This is a genomic window from Streptomyces cinnabarinus (assembly GCF_027270315.1).
GTDB lineage: Bacteria > Actinomycetota > Actinomycetes > Streptomycetales > Streptomycetaceae > Streptomyces > Streptomyces cinnabarinus.
On record NZ_CP114413.1, the window covers coordinates 165,305 to 181,702 of the forward strand.

The following is a 16,398-nucleotide window of genomic DNA, read 5'->3' on the forward strand; positions in this document are numbered from 1 at the left end:
TGCGCACCGCCAAGCGCAGGACGCCAAGACCCAAGCCGTGTGCTCTCCGACGCCCTGAGGATTCACCGGAGTTCTTCCACGAGGTCGCCACCTGGCTCGCCGCCCGGCTGCCCGCCGAGCCGCTGCCTGACCCCGGGCACGCACACCCCGCACTTCGATCACCCCGAGGAACTCGTGCGCACCATCCGGCCGTTCCTGGTCCGGGCCACCGGCGCCCAACGGTGCGATGATCTCCGTGCAAGGGCTGCCGGGCGGGTGCCGATCCGCCCGTCGGAGGGGGAGGACACATGAACGACGACGTCATACGTGCGCACTTCGACGGCCGCAGCCGCGTCGAACTCGTGCCCTCCGGCCAGCCCAGCAGCGCGCAGTGGCGCCGGATCGGGGAAATCGCCCACGCGCTCGGCTACCGACTGCTCACCGTCCAGCAACTCTGGCCCGCCGGTTCCCGCCTCGTCTTCGAACGCGACGACAACCCCCTCGCACGCCGCCGCACGGAGGCGAGCATCGCCCGGCTGCGCGCGGGTGGGCCGGTCCTGCCCGCGATGGAGCCGCCTCCGCCGCCACCACCGGGACCACCGCCGCCGGCCCCCTCCCCACGTGCGCCCGGAAGCCGCCCAAGCCGCCCTCCGGCGGAGCCTCCACCGCCCCCGAACAGCGTCGCGCCCCGCCGAACACGGATTCCGCCGCCGCCACCGCACCCGCCACCACCATCGGCCCCACCCCCCATTTCCCCCGCTCCGTAAGCCTCGGGAATCCGGGAACGGGGTGGCCGGCGCAACCGGTCGATCAGCCGGGTGCCCGGTGTCGGACCCGGTCGAGGAAGGCCGCGAACAGCACGCTGCTGCGGGCCATGCGGTATTTCCAGGCGGCCGGGTCGTTGTCGGCGATCTCGCCCCACAACCGGGCGCTGGCCGTCGCGAAGGCCGATTTCGAGATGTCGTCCGCACGCTTCCACGAAGGGAAGGCGCCCGCCGCGGCGTCTGCTTCCTGGGGAGTGTGACCGGCGGCGAGGAGGCGCAGGGCCCAGATCGCAGGGTCGATCCACGCCGCTCCGCGGGTCGGCCATGCCCAGTCGACGAGGCACGCCCGTTCAGCGACCAGCACGTTGTCCGGGGCCAGGTCCGTGTGCAGCAGAGCGTCGCCCGCGAACAGGTCCGCGGTGCCCGGCGCGGCGTAGGAGGCCCATCGTTCCTGCGCCGAGAGGACACGGGCGCGCGGAGGAACGGTCAGGCACTGCACCTCGGTCAGCGCCGCCCGCACGAGGTGCAGGTCCGGGGAACCTGGCCGGTAGTCGGCGTGACGGCCGGCGAGGAACTGGTAACCCAGCAGTTCCCAACCCTTCACCTGGACCCGCCACATCAACCGAGGGCAAGCGTCCGGCAGATGGCGGTTGATCTCCGCTTCCCGCAGGAGCGTGCCGATCTGGGGATGGCCATCGTGGAGGCCCTTGACGAACACCCGCCCCTTCTCCGTGTCGAGGCAGGCGGCGACACTGGAATTGCTACCGCCTCGCACCGTCCGCGCGGAATTGATCGCCCCTGTTCGTTCGCGCACCGCCTGCTGAACGACCAAGGGAAGGGAGAGAAATGGGCGGCGGGCAATGGGCATAAGTGGATTCTCTGTGTTCCTGATTCATTGAACGGTCGGCCTGCCAGGAGCAGCGGTTCACATCATGTGACGGGGAATTCGGGCCGGTCGCCATCCCGCCCGTAGCACGCGATCGGTGCACTCGTCCGTGAGCACATCGGCACACCTGTGCTGGACGCACTCCGGTCGGGCCTCCGGGGCGACCACATGGGACGTCGGCCGCATGGGGTCCCCCGCCGCCGAGCCGGAACCGGAGCCGACGACGGCCAGGAGCACGGCGGCGGCCATGCAGGTCAGTCCGATTCCGGCCAGACAGATCCGCAGGGCGCTGTCGGCGATCCGGGCCGCCCGAGCGGCGCCGGCGCCGGAACAGACACAGCCGTCATCGCCGCCGAGCGCCTCCTCGATCCAGTAGGCGCCGAGGGGCCGGACCCGGGAGGACGAGCTTGCTGAGCCCATTGCGTTCATGCGCCGCTCAACGACTCACGTCGGCGTACGTTCCTCTGTCGACGGATCCGTCACACAAAGCGGGAACGTTTCTGCATCGCGGTCTACTTCACGCCGCCCCACACGCTAGGACCGCTCGGAGGCACGCGCCCATGCACGGCGCACAGGCCATATCCGCCCAGCGCGTTGGTTCTGCTGTGGCGCGACATGCAGTGACGGTTCGCCTGGTTGGTCGCGGGTCGTCAGCGGTGGGGTCCGCCTTATCTGCCGACGAGATGGGGGGTGGACGAACGTGTGGACGAGCGTAGGGGGACCCGGCGAGGTGGTCACGACCGGGGGAACCGGTCATGACTGCCCAGTCCGCACGCCTCGGCTTCCCCGAATCCTCAAGTCACTGGCGCGTAGCGGCGCACTGGGCAGCGCGGGTGGAACTCGACACGCCCCCGCGGACGGCGCATGCGGTCATCGTGACGCCGGTAGGCAGACGCATCGCTCGTCGTGCCTCGCCGCCGGTCGGCCATGCCGTGCCTCGGCTGTCAGCCGACACCATGCGCGCAACTGATCGACGGGGCCCAGGCACTCGCCAGGGATCCGCGGAGTTGCCGTGGCGGACGGATGGTCCCGCGTCCCGGCGCGGACGTCCCGGTCGGTCTGCGGGGTGGGTCGGGTGCGGCCGTGCGCGGTGCTGGGGCGGTCAGAGCCCTCGTAGTGGTCCGGTGTGGTGATCACGGTGAAGACGATCAGGCCGACGAGGGCCGCCGTCGCCGTGTAGACGGTGCGGGTGAGGATGCGCAGGCGCCGTTCTCCGCCCAGACGCACCGACCGTGGATGAGCGAAGGCCGCGGCGGGCCCCTCCTCCACTCGCGCCTGGAGCCACTGCCGCGGCCCGCCGAGGGTGTGATCCGTCAGGTACCGCCCGATCGCGGTACGGGCGTGCAGGAGTCTGCTCAGGGTGGCGTCGGTGCTGGCCTGTGTCTCAGCGGCGGCGTCGGCGACGCTCAGGCCCAGACCGTCGCACAGCAGGGCGGCGCGCCGATGCCTCGGCGGCAGCTCCTGAAACACCGTCAGGACGGGATCGGCCGCTCGGGCATCGCGGCGAACGAAGGGGCGGCGGAAGCGGTGCCAGGGGGCGAGGGCGTACTCATGCGCCCGCTCACGCACCCAGCCCACGGGGTCCGGATCGAGCGCGACTTCGGGCCAGTTCTCCCAGGCCTGGTGAAAGGCGTGCTCGGTGGCCTCGGAAGCCAGCCGTCGCCATCCCGTGAGCAGGTATGCCTGGTGAATCAGGTCGGGTGCGGCATAGACGTAAAGGGCATCGAAGGCGGTCTCCGGGGTGAGCACATCCGCGAGGGGCTCGACCTCGGCTGCGCCACGGCCTTGGAGGGAGGTGGATTCGGAGGGCGTCCGGAGCGCGCGCACCATCGACTGGCGCGCCGCGCGGCCCCGGCTGGATGTTCTGCCGGGCGAGTCCCAGTACATGCGGGGTTCCTGTCGTGAATCGGGAGGGCAGTCGGCGTGACCGCCCCACAGACCGGCGCGGACCGCCGGCGGGCAGCCGGAGCGATGCCCGTGCCCGCGGGGTGGGCGGCCCGCCGAAGGGACGGATGATCAGGTGCGCACCGCCGACGCGGTCCTCGCGGCCGCGAGCGTCGTCGCCGGGTGAAGGCTCGGGAGGAACGGCGCGGGCAGGCCGCCCGCCGCGTTCCGCTCCACGCCGCCGGATTCCAGGTCGGCGATCAGCCGGCACAGGGCAGCACGGCCGTGGGGTGTCGGAAGCTCGGGGTCGTGGTCGGTGTCCAGGGCGACCAGGGCGCGTCGGGCCCGGCGCCAGGCCCGGCCGGGGTGGCCGTGCCGGTGATCGACGACCGCTCGGGCGTACGCCGCGAGAAGACCGGACCAGGCGTCGTCGCGTATCCCGGGCTGGGACAGGGCACGGCGGGCGGCGTTCAGGGCGGCGCCGGGCGCGAACGCCGACTGGGTCACCGCCAGCGCGGCGAGACTGACCGCCGACGACGGGCCGGCGGAGGCGGGCGCGACCGGCATGGTGGCCGCCGCATACGCGAAATGCGCGGCCGCGGCGTGCGGATCACCGTCGCCCAGGGCCAGCATGCCTTCGACGTGGGCGAGACGGCCGAGGGTCGCGTCGTCACCGGCCAGCACGGCGGTGGTCAGCGAGTCGGACGGGATCTTCCTGGCGGCCTGCCAGCGCAGCTGTACGGCCCTCACAGCTACGCGGTCCGCGACGGTGGCTGCCAGGGCACTCTTGCCGACACCCGCGCCGCCGGCCACCGTCACCAGCCGTCTGGCATCGAGCAACTCCAAGAGAGCCGCCAGCTCCTGACCCCGGCCGATCAAACGCGCGCCGCCCTCAAGGCGACACATCGTCGGTCCCGGTCCCGGCGCACCGACACGTCCCTTCATCTTCGAAACTCCCCGCGTTCTTGCCTGGCACGATCCGCACGACGGCACGGCAACAGCAAAACCGTCACTGCGGCCGCGTCACGGCTACCAACGCGACTTCCGCACGGCGGGTCGCGCGGGCGGCCGAGAGATCATCCGCTTCTGTGAAACCTAGAACGCCAGTGCCCCATGTCGAGTGATGCAGGTATCGGGGTGCTACGTATACCGAGGCACGTGACTCACTGGCAGCGCAGGAAGTGCAGCACCGCCTGAACCCGCCGGTGGCCGCGCTCACTCGGCTCCAGACCGAGCTTGGTGAAGACGCCTCGTACATAGCCCTCGATGGTCTTGGGGCTCAGGACCAGTTCCTCGGACAACGCGGCGTTGGTCAGCCCCTGGGCCATCAGCGACAGCACTTCCCGCTCACGGTCGGTGAGTTCGGCCAGTGGATCACGTTCCCGGCGCCGGCCGACCAGCCGGGCGACGAGGTCGGCGTCGAGCACGACGTCGCCACCGGCCACGCGTCGTACGTCGACCGCGAACGCGCCGAGGTCGGACACCCGGTCCTTGAGCAGGTAACCGACCGCGCCGTCGAACTCCTCCATGAGCCGTAGCGCGTGATGCACCTCGACGTACTGCGACAGCAGTATCAGGCCGACCCGCGGCGCGAACGAGCGGATCTCCGCCGCGGCCTCGATACCCTCGTCCGCGAAGCCCGGCGGCATTCGCAGGTCGGTGACGACGACGTCCGGCGGGTCGCGGCGGACAAGGCCGACCAGCTCGGCGCTGTCGCGAGCCTGGCCCACGACGTCGAAGCCCTCCTCGGCGAGGATACGGGCCAGCCCCTCCCGGAAGAGAACCGCGTCGTCGGCGACCATCACTCGCACGGCAGCACCGCCTTGACCCTCGTCCCGCCCCCGGCGGGACTGTCCACCTGGAGCTTGCCCCCGAGTGCGGCGAGGCGATCCGCCATCCCCTGAAGTCCCGTTCCCTGCGCTGGACTTGCCCCGCCACGACCGTCGTCGGTGACCTCCACGCACAGCCCTCCCTCGACCGGTGCCACCTCCACGACGACCACGTCCGCGCCCGAATGCCGGGCGGCGTTGGTGAGTGCCTCGCTCACCACGTAGTACGCCGTCGCCTCGACGTCGCGTGACAGTCGGCCGGTGTCGGCCACGTGCAGTCGCACCGGGATCGCCGAGCGGTCCCCGAGCGCCGCGAGCGCGGGCTCCAGACCCGACTGGGCCAGCACCATCGGGTGCAACCCGCGGGCCAGTTCCCGCAGTTCGGCGGTGGCCTCCAGCAGGTGCGTCCGCGCTTGTTCGACCCGGTCCGCCAGCGGCGCACCGTCGGCCTGCGCCTGTCTGGCGAGGGCGCCGAGGTCCAGAGCGAGGGTGACCAGTCGCTGCTGAGCGCCGTCGTGGAGGTCGCGTTCGATGCGCCGCCGTGCCGCGTCCTCGGCGGTGACGATCCGGCGGGCCGCCGCCTGGATCTCCTGGGCCTGTCGCTGCTGCACGATGACCAGTCCGGTCTGTGCGATCAGGTCCGCCAGCAGCCGGGCCTCCACGGCGCTGAGCGGTCCGCCCACCGACTTGCGGACCGTGATCGCCCCGCACACCCCGCCCCGGTGGACGACGGGCCGCACCAGCCGACGCGGCCCGCCCAGACCGGCGAGGGTCGCCGGGCCCGCCTCGACGGCCGCGGCCGGCCACTGGCCCCGCGGCACCAACTGCCGCTCCTCACCCACCCACACGACAACCTCGGTGGCGCCGACGGCACTTGCCACCGTGGCGGCGACGGCATCGAACAGATCCTGTGGCGGATCCTCCAGGTGGGCCGACAAGCGGGACAGCGCTTCGTACGGCGTCGCGCGATGCCCGTACACGAGGCGATCCGCCAGGCGCTGGGCCCGTCGGCGCAGCGGCTCGAACACGACCGCGACGACGGCCGTCGTGACGAGCGCCAGTGATCGCTCGTCAGCCGGGACCACCGCTCCCGCACCGACCACGATCGCCATGTAGGCCGCCGTGATCAGCAGCAGCATGGCCCCGACGACGAGGGTCTTGTTGATGACCGGGTCGATGTCGTACAGCCGGAACTTCAGGATCGCCGCCCCGGCGGCGACGGGGATCAGCGGGACCGCGAGCAGGCCGGGCAGCGGGCTGCCCAACGTCGCCAGCCCGGCCACCAGCAACACGATCGCCGTGACCACGGCGAACACGAGCCACCGCAACTGGCGTACCTCGTCGCCACGAGCACGCCGGATCCGCGCCACGAGCGCGACGGTCCACAGCACTTGGAAGACCAGGTAGCTGTACTGGGCGTACGCCCAGACGCGGTCCGCCGTCTCACCGCCAGGCACGTCCAGCGGGTGCGGAGCAGCCAGCCCCATCCGGTCGTGCTCCACCGGCCACAGCGCCGACATCACCGCGAGCGCCGCTGCCACCGCCATCATCACGACCACGCTGAACCGCCACCCAGGGGACGGGAGCTTGCCGTCGGGGAATGCCATGAACGTCCACCCGGCCAGCGCGATCGCCAGCGGCAGCGGCCATACGCCGACCCAGCCGAGCCAGGCGGCCCCGGCCGGCGTCGTGCCGTCGTACAGGCCGTACTGGCGGCCGAAGAACATCATCGCGTGCAGCACGCCGGTCGCCACGAACAGCCAGCCCTCCGGGTGCCTCGGCCGCACACGTACGACGTACAGGCCGACGGTGGTGAAGGAAGCGCCGATCAAACCGTTGTGCACATTGTCCAGATGGAAGCCGAGGTACCAGCCGTAGCCGATGAGGGTCGCGACGAACAGCGCCACCAGTGCGGTTCCGATTTCGCGGACCGTCGGCGGGGCCTGGTCGTTCGCCTCGGCGGCCGCTGCCATACGGACATGCTGGCACAGCGGCGGCGCTCGCGGATGAGGGTTGTCCCTGGTCGAAATGGAGGGTGTGCACCGTGCCCCGGAAGGTCGGGGAGGGACACCGTGGGATCACCGACTCGTCCCGAACGAAGGAGTCACGATGAGCACGTCGACTCGGGCCCGAACCCAACTGTCCCCCGGTCCCCTCCTGTTGCTGGGCGGCATCGCCTTCTTCGCGGGCGGCGCCATCCACCCCGCCGGAAACGGTGAGGGGTCGAAGGTCGACCAACTCCACGAGATGCTGGTCGACTCGATGTGGTACCCCTCGCACGCGCTGATGCTGGTCGCGATGGTGTGCTTCGCGGCCGCGATCCTCGCCTTCCGGCGCCGCGGCGGCCTCGGCTCCGGCATGGCCCGGGTGACCGACGTCGCCTCCGTCATCGCCGTCGTCGCCACGGCCGGGATGGCCCTGCACCTGTTCGCCGCCCTCGGCGCGGACGGGATCGCCCACGGGGAGAAGACCCTCTTGTACCACGTGCAGACGTGGAACGAGACGCTCACCAATCCGCTGTGGGGCCTGAGCGTTGCCGCCCTCGCCGTCACCGGCGGCCTCACACGCACCCTCGGCAACCCGCTGACTCTCGCCCTCGGTCTGGTCGGAGGGCTGGCCTTCGCCCTGGCATCCGCCACGATCGCCTTCACCGACCGCTTCGACGCCCTGTTCCCACTGGCCTCCCTCATCGGGATCTGGGCCGTCGTGGTCGGCCTCATGACCTGGAAGCCCGGCGTCGGCCGAGTCGCCAACGATCAGTGCTGAAGGCTGCCGCGTGTTGCGCATGGCTTGTGGGCTTCGGTTTCGGCCTGCCGTGCGCATACGCGATCCAGTACCTCGCCGACCACGACCGCGTCTGGACCTTCCTGGAGTTTCCCACCTACGGCGGCGGACCTTTCGAGGACACGGGTCTCACGACCACCGTCCCGCTGCTCAGTCTGTTCCTCCTGGTCTGCCTCGGAGAAGTCGTCATGGGATGGGCCCTTTGGCGAGGTCGGCGCGGCGCCATTGCGCTGGCTCTGGCGCTCCTGCCGTTCGAGGTCGCCTTCTGGGCGGGTTTCGCGCTGCCCTTCGGATTCCTGGCGGGCGCCGTACGCACCGCACTCGTCCTGGCGGCGCGCCGGTCCTAATCCGGCACCGGCCGTGCGCGCGGTCTACGCCGCCGACCCGACACCCCCTTCCCCTTCTCGTCCTTCGCCGCGGCCCTCGAACGCTCCCGCACGGTCTTCCTGACCGGTCTGCTGTCCGACCCCGGCCGCTGATCCAGGCCGCATCACGACCGCCGCGACCCGCTCCTCGTACCGATGTCAGTGGTGCCAGGCAAGATGACGGGCATGACGACACCAGCTGCAGAGATCATGGATGCCGCCGCCTACGCGCAGGCGGTCGAGGACGCGGTGAAGGCCGCGGCCGCGTACTACGCGGGCGGTACGTCGCCCATGGACGACGACGCCTATGACCGGCTGGTGCGTGGCATCGCGAACTGGGAGGCCGAGCATCCCGCGCAGGTGCTGCCGGACTCGCCGACGGGCAAGGTCGCCGGGGGCGCCGTCGAGGGGGACGTGCCGCACACGGTGCCGATGCTCAGCTTGGACAACGTGTTCTCCGCCGAGGAGTTCACCGCCTGGATCGCCTCGCTGGCCCGACGCCTCGGGCACGACGTCACCGTCTTCAGCGTCGAGCCGAAGCTCGACGGACTGGCGATCGCGGCACGGTACACCCACGGCCGCCTCAGACAGCTCGTCACGCGTGGGGACGGGACGGCCGGGGAGGACGTCTCGCACGCGATCGGCACCATCGAGGGGCTGCCGATCGAGCTGTCCGAGCCGGTCTGCGTGGAGGTGCGCGGCGAAGTCCTGATGACGACGGCCCAGTTCGAGCACGCCAACGAGGTGCGCACGCAGCACGGCGGACAGCCCTTCGCCAACCCGCGCAACGCTGCGGCGGGCACCTTGCGCGCCAAGGACCGTGCCTACACCGTGCCGATGACGTTCTTCGGCTACAGTCTGCTCCCCCTGCCCGACACCGACCCCGCGCTCACCGAACAGCTCGGCCTGCGGGCGCACAGCGAGCTGATGGCGCGGGCCGCCGAGTTGGGGGTGAACACCACCGCGAGCACGGCCGTCCCCGGCGTCACCGCCGACGCGGGCGAGGAAGTGCTGGCGCGCGTAAAGGAGATCGCGGCACTGCGCGCCGAGCTGCCGTTCGGGATCGACGGGGTCGTCATCAAGGCCGACCTGGCCGCCGACCAGCAGGCCGCCGGGTCCGGGTCGCGGGCCCCGCGCTGGGCGATCGCCTACAAGCTCCCGGCGGTGGAGAAGATCACCCGGCTGCTGGAGGTGGAGTGGAACGTGGGCCGCACCGGCATCATCGCCCCGCGCGCCGTCCTGGAGCCGGTGGAGATCGACGGCTCCACCATCACCTACGCCACGCTGCACAACCCCGCCGACATCACCCGGCGCGACCTGCGCCTGGGCGACCACGTCATGGTCTACCGGGCCGGCGATGTCATCCCCCGCGTCGAAGCCCCCGTCGCCCACCTGCGCACCGGCGACGAACTACCCATCGTCTTCCCCGAGGTGTGCCCGCGCTGCGGTTCGAGCATCGACACCAGCGAGCAGCGTTGGCGGTGCGAGAACGGCCGCAACTGCCATCTGGTGGCATCCCTTTCCTACGCCGCCGGCCGCGACCAGCTCGACATCGAGGGCCTGGGCCACACCCGTGTCGTCCAGCTCGTCGACGCCGGCCTGGTCAGCGATCTCGCCGACCTCTTCACCCTCACCCGCGACCAGCTCCTGGCCCTGGAACGGATGGGCGTGACCAGCACCGACAACCTCCTCGCCGCGCTGGGCGCCGCCAAGCGCCAGCCGCTGTCGCGGGTGCTGTGTGCGCTGGGGGTACGGGGCACCGGGCGCTCCATGTCCCGGCGTATCGCCCGCCACTTCGCCACCATGGACCAGGTGCGGGCCGCCGATGCGGAAACGATGCAGCAGGTCGAGGGCATCGGCACCGAGAAGGCCCCGTCGATTGTCTCCGAGCTGGCCGAACTCGCCCCGCTCATCGACAAGCTCGCCGCGGCCGGGGTGAACATGACCGAACCCGGCGTCACCCCACGCGCGGCGGACACCGACGCCTCGGACACCTCCAGCGAGGCTCAGGAGGCGGACCTGCCGCTGGCGGGAATGACCGTCGTCGTCACCGGCTCGATGACCGGCCCCCTGGAGAAGCTCTCCCGCAACCAGATGAACGAGCTGATCGAACGCGCCGGCGGCCGTTCCTCCTCCAGCGTGTCCAAGAAGACCACCCTGGTCGTCGCCGGAGACGGTGCCGGTTCCAAGCGCGCCAAGGCCGAGGACCTCGGGCTCCGCCTGGCCACACCGGACGAATTCGCCGCGCTCATCGCCGACTTCCTCGACTGATCCGGGGTCCGCGGCGGACGCCGAGGCCGGACCGGGCCATGCCGCGGACGTCGCGCGCCTCCGCTGTCACTCCGCCTGCGCGCCGTGCGTTTCGTGACGCAGCACGAGCAGCGCGATGTCGTCGGTGCGCTGTCCGCTGGTGTCGGCCTTGTCCAGCAGGTGGTCGATGAGCAGGTCCAGATCCTGGTCGTCGGCGGCGGCCAGGTGCTGTGCGAGCCGCGTGATGGCGCCTGCGAGGTCGGCGCCGGGTGTTTCGACGAGGCCGTCGGTGTAGAGGGCGAGCAGCGTGCCTTCGGTGAGGGGGATCTCGGTCACGGGGAAGTCGGCGGCCGGGTCTGCCGGAGATGATCAGGGGCAGGAAAGCCCACGCCTCCTTTCCGCTGATCGGCACCGCCTCGGGGTAGGTGTGCCGCATCTCCTCCGGGTCGGCGAAGAACGCGGGGATGCCGCTGGTGAGGGCCTGTCCGGCCGGGGTGAAGGGTGTCGAGGGGGAGGCCGTCGAGACGGCTGATGGTGTCGGAGGTGTAGCCGCGGTGCCCGGTGATGCGCAGTCGGCCGGCGCTCGCGGTGGACAGGACCAGGCCCTGGGCTCCGAAGGCGGGCATGATCTGGTCGGCGACCAGATCCACGACGTCCTGGACCCCGACGACCTCGGTCAGCGCGGCGGCCAGATGCATGAGCTGGTACAGCTGACCGGCGCGGGCCGGTGTGGCGGTGCGCGGGGACCGGCGGGGCACCAGTGCGGGCGATGTCTGCCCACCGCTGGGCACGATACGGGCGCTGATCCCGCTGGCGTCCGGGTACAGGTGGAAGTCCAGCCACAGGCCCGGTGGGCGGCACGCGGTGAAGGTCACGGGTTCCCGGGTGATCACCGCGGCACGGTAGCGGTCCTCGTAGGCGGGATCGTCGAGCCGGCGCAGCGACTGCCAGGGGCGGGTGCCCAGCAGCCGGTCCGCATCGCGGCCCAGCAGGTCGCAGGCCCCGGCACTGACGTAGGTGAGCCGCCCGTCCAGGTCCACGGCGCAGCTTCCCCCGGGCAGCCGCTCGACGAAGCCGGTGACGGCCGTCGCCTGGCTCACGGAGCGGGCGCCGGTTCCCACGGCAACGACGCGCGGCTGTTCACGGCGGGGGACGGCACCGCCCCATTCGGCGGCCTCCTCCAGCAGCCGGGCCAGCCGCCGACAACTGGACGTGATGTTGCCCCGCTCCCGCTGGGTCATGTACGGCGGCCGGGTGGCCGGCCACATCAGCAGCAGGGAGCCCCACTGCCGTGCCCCGCTGACCGGCGCGGCGGCCAGCGCCAACGGGTAGGGAAGCGCGATCGCGGTGCGCGGGTAGGAGCGGGCCATCTCCTCCTGGCCGCTCACCCACACCATGCGGTTCTCCCGGACGGCGTCGGCGACGGGCGCGGGAGCGGCGAGCGCGACCCTTGTCCACGGTGCGGCGAACTCCAGCGGCGCTCCGCACAACACGTCCAGGCACAGCAGTTGTTCGTCCGGTACGAGCAGGTACAGGGCGCCGATGGACGCGCCGGTCGCACGCACTGTCCGCGCGAAGGCGGCATCCAGCGCATCGACGTCCGGGGCCGCGTCGGCCGTACCGGTCATGCCCGCTGCTCCCCTCGGGACACGGTCCGGGGATTCCGCACATACCCGGGCCCGCCCCCTCTCTGGACGCTACGCCCATGAGGTGCGGTCGGCATGTGGTCCCGGCTGCCCGATGGGGCCCGGCTTGTAGACTTTTCGGCATGGCGGAGCGGTGCGAGGAATGGGTGACGGCCGCACCGATGCCGCCGCTGCGGCCGTTCATCGAGAGCTACTGCGGCTACCGGCTGACGGGGTTTCCGCCGGGGCTGCACCGCGGCCTGCCGTCCCGACATATGACATTCATTGTCAGCATCGGTGACGACATCGACGTAGTGGCCCAGACGGATCCCGCGCAGCCTCCCGAGCACTACGGGTGCGTGCTCAGCGGCCTGCAGGCCACGTCGGCGCTGATCTCCCACAACGGCGACCAGGAGGGCGTGGCGATCGAGCTCACGCCCCTCGGCAGCCGGGCCCTGTTCGGCATGCCCGCGGGCGAGTTGTGGAACCTCTCCGTCGAGCTCGGGGAGGTGGTCGGGTCCACCGGCCGCGAGCTGTGGGAACGCCTCCAGCACACCGCCGGGTGGCAGGCCCGTTTCGCGCTCTGCGACGCGGTCCTCGGCCGGCTGGCCGGGGACGGCGCGCCGGCGCCCGAGCTCCGCTTCGCGTGGGAGACGGTGGTCGCCTCCAGTGGCGAGGTGTCCATCGGTGACCTGGCCGACGAGAGCGGGTGGAGCCGCCAGCACCTGGCCCGTCGCTTCCGCAGCGAGTTCGGCCTGACGCCGAAGCTCGCGGCCCGGGTGGTGCGCTTCGAGCGGGCCCAGCAGATGCTGCGGCGTTCACCGCCGTTCGTGTCGATCGCCCAGGTGGCGGCGGCGTGCGGGTACTACGACCAGTCGCATCTCAACCGGGACTTCGTGGCGCTGGCCGGCTGCACGCCGACCGAACTGCTCGCGGGTGATGTTCCATCCGTCCAAGACAGCGCCGGTGACGCGGGGGCATCGTCACCGTATGAACGCAATCACCACGACAACGACAGCAGCGGTCTGGCCGTGCCTCACCTACCGTGACGCGCGCGGCGCGATCGCCTTTCTGACCGACGTCTTCGGCTTCCGGGAGACCGCGGTCTATGCCCGCGAGGACGACCCGTCGATCGTCGAGCACGCCGAACTGCGCTGGCCGCTCGGCGGTGGCGTGATGCTGGGCAGCGCCGCCAAGGACGAAACCGCCTGGGGACGCCGCACCCCGGGCCATGACGCGGTGTATCTCGTGTGCGACGAGCCGGACACCCTCTTCGACCGAGCCGTCGGCGCAGGTGCCGAGATCGTCCGTGGCCTGGTCGATGAGGACTACGGCTCACGCGGCTTCACCGTCCGCGACACCGAGGGCAACCTCTGGAGCTTCGGCACCTATCGGGGCGAGGGCGCGGCGCCGAAAGCCGATCGCGAGAACTTCGCCGCCCTGCTCGACGCGTGGGCCGCCGCGATCGTGGCCAACGACGCCGAGGCGATCGGGCGCTTCGCCACCCCGGACTGGGTGTTCGTCGCCGACAACGGCATCACACCGGGCGCGGAGTTCCTCAAGCTGGTCGCCGCGGGCGACCTGACCCACGACACCATGAACCTCGACGTCGAGCGTGTGGTGACGGTGTCGGACACGACGGTGCTGGTGACGACCCACGGCACCAACAGCGGCGTCTTCCGCGGCGAGACGTTCAGCGCCGACGAGTGGGCTACCGATGTGTTCGTGTGGGACGGTGAGCGCTGGCGGTGCTCGCTGACCCAGCTGAGTCCGATTCCGGGCTAGGCGGGACCTCGGCGCTCTCCACGCTGACCCGGGGCAGTCGGCGGTCGAGCCAGCGGGGCAGCCACCACGTGGCGTCGGCCATCAGCGCCATGACCGCGGGGACGAGCACCATCCGGACGATCGTCGCGTCGAGCACGATCGCTGTCGCCAGCCCCAGGCCCATCATCTTGACGAGCGGTGAGGGGTTGGCGACGAAGCTGAGGAACACCACCGTCATGATCAGCGCGGCGGAGGTGATCACCCGGCCCGTGGCCGCGATACCGCGTGCCACCGACTCCCTGTTGTCGCCCGTGAGCTCGTACTCCTCCCGAACCCGCGAGAGCAGGAACACCTCGTAGTCCATCGACAGTCCGAACAGGACCGCGAAGAAGATCGTCGGCAGGGGCGAGACGATCGGGATGGTCTCGTCGAGGTTGAACAGGGGCCCGAGCCAGCCCCATTGGAAGACGGCGACCACGACGCCGTAGGCGCCGCCGATGGACAGCAGGTTCATCACGACGGCCTTCACCGGGATCGCGATGGAGCGGAACACCAGCATCAGCAGCAGGAACGACGCCAACAGGATCGCGCCGACGAACACCGGCAGGGTGTCGGTGAGTTGCCGGGTGAGGTCGTCGGTCATGGCGGTCATGCCGGACACGGCGACGTTGTCCGGGACCAGGTCACGGATGCGCTCGAGCGTCGCGGATGTCTCGGCGTCCGCGGGTGCCGTGGTGGGCAGCGTGGGCAGCACCACGGTGTCCCCGGCCGCGGACGTCTGGGGCTCACCGACGGTGGCGATACCGGGGTCCGCGGCGATGCGCCGGGACAGCGCGGGGATGTCCCCCGCGTCCGCGCCCGGGCTGCGCAGGTCGGCGATGACCAGGAGCGGGGCGTTGACGCCGGGGCCGAACCCCTCCGCCAGCAGGTCGTAGGCGCGGCGATGGGTGGTGGTGGTCGCGTCGTCGCCCGCGTCGGGGAAGCCCGTCTCCATCCGCAGCGCGGGGGCCGCCAGCGCGAGCAGCGCCGCCGAGGCGACGATCAGATACGGCCACGGCCGCCCGGACACCCGGTGGGCAAAACGCCACCACGCGCTGTCCTCGGACCTGGCCGGGCGCTTACGGCCCAGGCGGCGCCGCTTGTGGATGCGGTCCCCCAACAACGACAGCAGGGCCGGCAGGAGGGTGAGGGCGGTCGCGACGGCGAAGAGCACGACCAGCGAGGCACTCAGGCCGGTCGAGGTCAGGAAGCCCAGACCGGTCAGCGCGAGGGCGGCCATCGCCACGACGACGGTGCCGCCGGCGAAGAGCACGGCCGCGCCCGCGGATGCCATGGCGTTGGACAGGGCGGTGGGGTTGTCCTGGCCGGCGGCGTGGTTCTCGCGGTAGCGGGCCATGATGTACAGGGCGTAGTCGATGCCGACGCCCAGGCCGATCATGGCGCCGATGGTCGGGGCAGCGGTGGAGACGTCCATGGCGTTGGCCAGCAGGGCGACGCTGCCCAGGCCCGCGGCGACGGCGACCAGGGCGAGCGCTATGGGCACCAGCGCGGCCACGATCGTGCCGAACGCGACCACCAGGATGATCAGTGCGGTCAGCAGCCCGGCCGCCTCCGCCCCCGAGGTCGGTGTCTCGGCGTTGATGAACACCGCGTCACCGCCCAGCTCGGCGACGACTCCGTCCTCCCGCAGGGGCTCGACCGCACGGGTCAGCGCGTCGACCTGGCCGGGGTCGACCTTCATCACGGGCGCATCGAAGGTGATCTGTGCGAAGCCGATGCGCCCGTCGGGCGAGATCGTGCCGGCCGGGAAGGGATCGGTCACCATGGTGACGTGCTCGACCTCGGCCATCCGTGCGACGGCCGCTTCGATGGCGGTCCGGTGGCGTTCGAGCCGTTGCCCTTCCGGTGCTGCGAAGACGGCCATGGCACTGCCGCGGGACGCCTCCGGGAAGCGCTCTTCGAGCAGGTCCATCGCCTGCTCGCTCTGGCTGCCCGGAGCGACCAGGTCATCGACGAAGGAACCGCCGGCCGTTGCGGCGACGGGCAGCACCAGAAGCAGGGCGACCCCCCAGGCGGCGAGAGTGACCCACGGTCGGCGGACGCTCGCCCTGCCGAGGCGTCGGGTGAATCGGTTCATGGATCCGCTGGCTCCTGTCCAAGTGCTGCCGCCGACGTCCGTGCGCGTCGGCGGCGAGAGTCGTGAGCGGATCCATCGTGGTCGGCACGGCCGTCGCTGTCCCCGGCCGCCGGAGGGGTTCGCCACCCCCG

14 protein-coding genes are annotated in these 16,398 nt (G+C 71.4%); 5 read left to right on the forward strand and 9 right to left on the reverse strand.

Annotation, left to right across the window (positions count from 1 at the left end; translation table 11 throughout):
• Nucleotides 1-789: 789 nt before the first annotated feature.
• The 6 genes from STRCI_RS00770 to STRCI_RS00795 form a co-directional block, all read right to left on the reverse strand.
• Nucleotides 790-1,611, reverse strand: coding sequence for an aminoglycoside phosphotransferase (locus STRCI_RS00770; protein WP_269656807.1), 822 nt, complete (start codon nt 1,609-1,611; stop codon nt 790-792).
• A 57-nt stretch (nt 1,612-1,668) separates the two neighbouring features.
• On the reverse strand, nt 1,669-2,049 hold the full coding sequence (locus tag STRCI_RS00775) for a hypothetical protein (protein ID WP_269656808.1): 381 nt from the start codon (nt 2,047-2,049) through the stop codon (nt 1,669-1,671).
• Nucleotides 2,050-2,499: 450 nt separating this feature from the next.
• On the reverse strand, nt 2,500-3,516 hold the full coding sequence (locus STRCI_RS00780) for an RNA polymerase sigma factor (RefSeq protein ID WP_269656809.1): 1,017 nt from the start codon (nt 3,514-3,516) through the stop codon (nt 2,500-2,502).
• A 129-nt stretch (nt 3,517-3,645) separates the two neighbouring features.
• Nucleotides 3,646-4,359, reverse strand: a complete 714-nt coding sequence (locus STRCI_RS00785; protein ID WP_269656810.1) for a hypothetical protein — start codon at nt 4,357-4,359, stop codon at nt 3,646-3,648.
• 317 nt (nt 4,360-4,676) lie between these two features.
• The gene (locus tag STRCI_RS00790) at nt 4,677-5,315 is read right to left on the reverse strand and encodes a response regulator transcription factor (RefSeq protein ID WP_269664459.1); all 639 of its coding nucleotides are present in this window, start codon (nt 5,313-5,315) and stop codon (nt 4,677-4,679) included.
• Nucleotides 5,315-7,315 (reverse strand): sensor histidine kinase, encoded by a 2,001-nt coding sequence (locus STRCI_RS00795; RefSeq protein WP_269656811.1) that lies wholly within the window; start codon nt 7,313-7,315, stop codon nt 5,315-5,317. The genes STRCI_RS00790 and STRCI_RS00795 overlap by 1 nt, the downstream gene beginning before the upstream one ends.
• 136 nt (nt 7,316-7,451) lie before the next feature.
• Here STRCI_RS00795 and STRCI_RS00800 point away from each other — a divergent pair, with 136 nt between their 5' ends.
• The 3 genes from STRCI_RS00800 to ligA all read left to right on the forward strand — a co-directional run bounded on the left by STRCI_RS00800 (nt 7,452) and on the right by ligA (nt 10,762).
• Nucleotides 7,452-8,108: a hypothetical protein gene (locus tag STRCI_RS00800; RefSeq protein WP_269656812.1), complete on the forward strand. Its 657-nt coding sequence runs from the start codon at nt 7,452-7,454 to the stop codon at nt 8,106-8,108.
• A 26-nt stretch (nt 8,109-8,134) separates the two neighbouring features.
• Entirely contained in the window at nt 8,135-8,473 is a 339-nt protein-coding gene (locus STRCI_RS00805) for a hypothetical protein (RefSeq protein WP_269656813.1), read from the forward strand.
• Between the two features lie 204 nt (nt 8,474-8,677).
• Nucleotides 8,678-10,762: an NAD-dependent DNA ligase LigA gene (gene ligA / locus STRCI_RS00810; RefSeq protein ID WP_269656814.1), complete on the forward strand. Its 2,085-nt coding sequence runs from the start codon at nt 8,678-8,680 to the stop codon at nt 10,760-10,762.
• 66 nt (nt 10,763-10,828) lie between these two features.
• Here ligA and STRCI_RS00815 read toward each other — a convergent pair whose 3' ends face one another.
• Nucleotides 10,829-11,077, reverse strand: coding sequence for a SpoIIE family protein phosphatase (locus STRCI_RS00815; RefSeq protein WP_269656815.1), 249 nt, complete (start codon nt 11,075-11,077; stop codon nt 10,829-10,831).
• Nucleotides 11,074-12,369 (reverse strand): PAS domain-containing protein, encoded by a 1,296-nt coding sequence (locus STRCI_RS00820; RefSeq protein ID WP_269656816.1) that lies wholly within the window; start codon nt 12,367-12,369, stop codon nt 11,074-11,076. Before STRCI_RS00820 ends, STRCI_RS00815 begins: the two co-directional genes overlap by 4 nt.
• Before the next feature lie 140 nt (nt 12,370-12,509).
• Here STRCI_RS00820 and STRCI_RS00825 point away from each other — a divergent pair, with 140 nt between their 5' ends.
• Both STRCI_RS00825 and STRCI_RS00830 read left to right on the forward strand, forming a co-directional pair.
• Nucleotides 12,510-13,415, forward strand: coding sequence for a helix-turn-helix transcriptional regulator (locus STRCI_RS00825; protein ID WP_269656817.1), 906 nt, complete (start codon nt 12,510-12,512; stop codon nt 13,413-13,415).
• The gene (locus STRCI_RS00830; RefSeq protein WP_269656818.1) at nt 13,357-14,151 is read left to right on the forward strand and encodes a DUF4440 domain-containing protein; all 795 of its coding nucleotides are present in this window, start codon (nt 13,357-13,359) and stop codon (nt 14,149-14,151) included. Before STRCI_RS00825 ends, STRCI_RS00830 begins: the two co-directional genes overlap by 59 nt.
• Here the strand turns inward: STRCI_RS00830 and STRCI_RS00835 are convergent.
• Complete coding sequence (locus tag STRCI_RS00835) at nt 14,078-16,267, reverse strand: MMPL family transporter (RefSeq protein WP_269656819.1); 2,190 nt, start codon at nt 16,265-16,267, stop codon at nt 14,078-14,080. The genes STRCI_RS00830 and STRCI_RS00835 overlap by 74 nt on opposite strands.
• Nucleotides 16,268-16,398 lie beyond the last annotated feature (131 nt).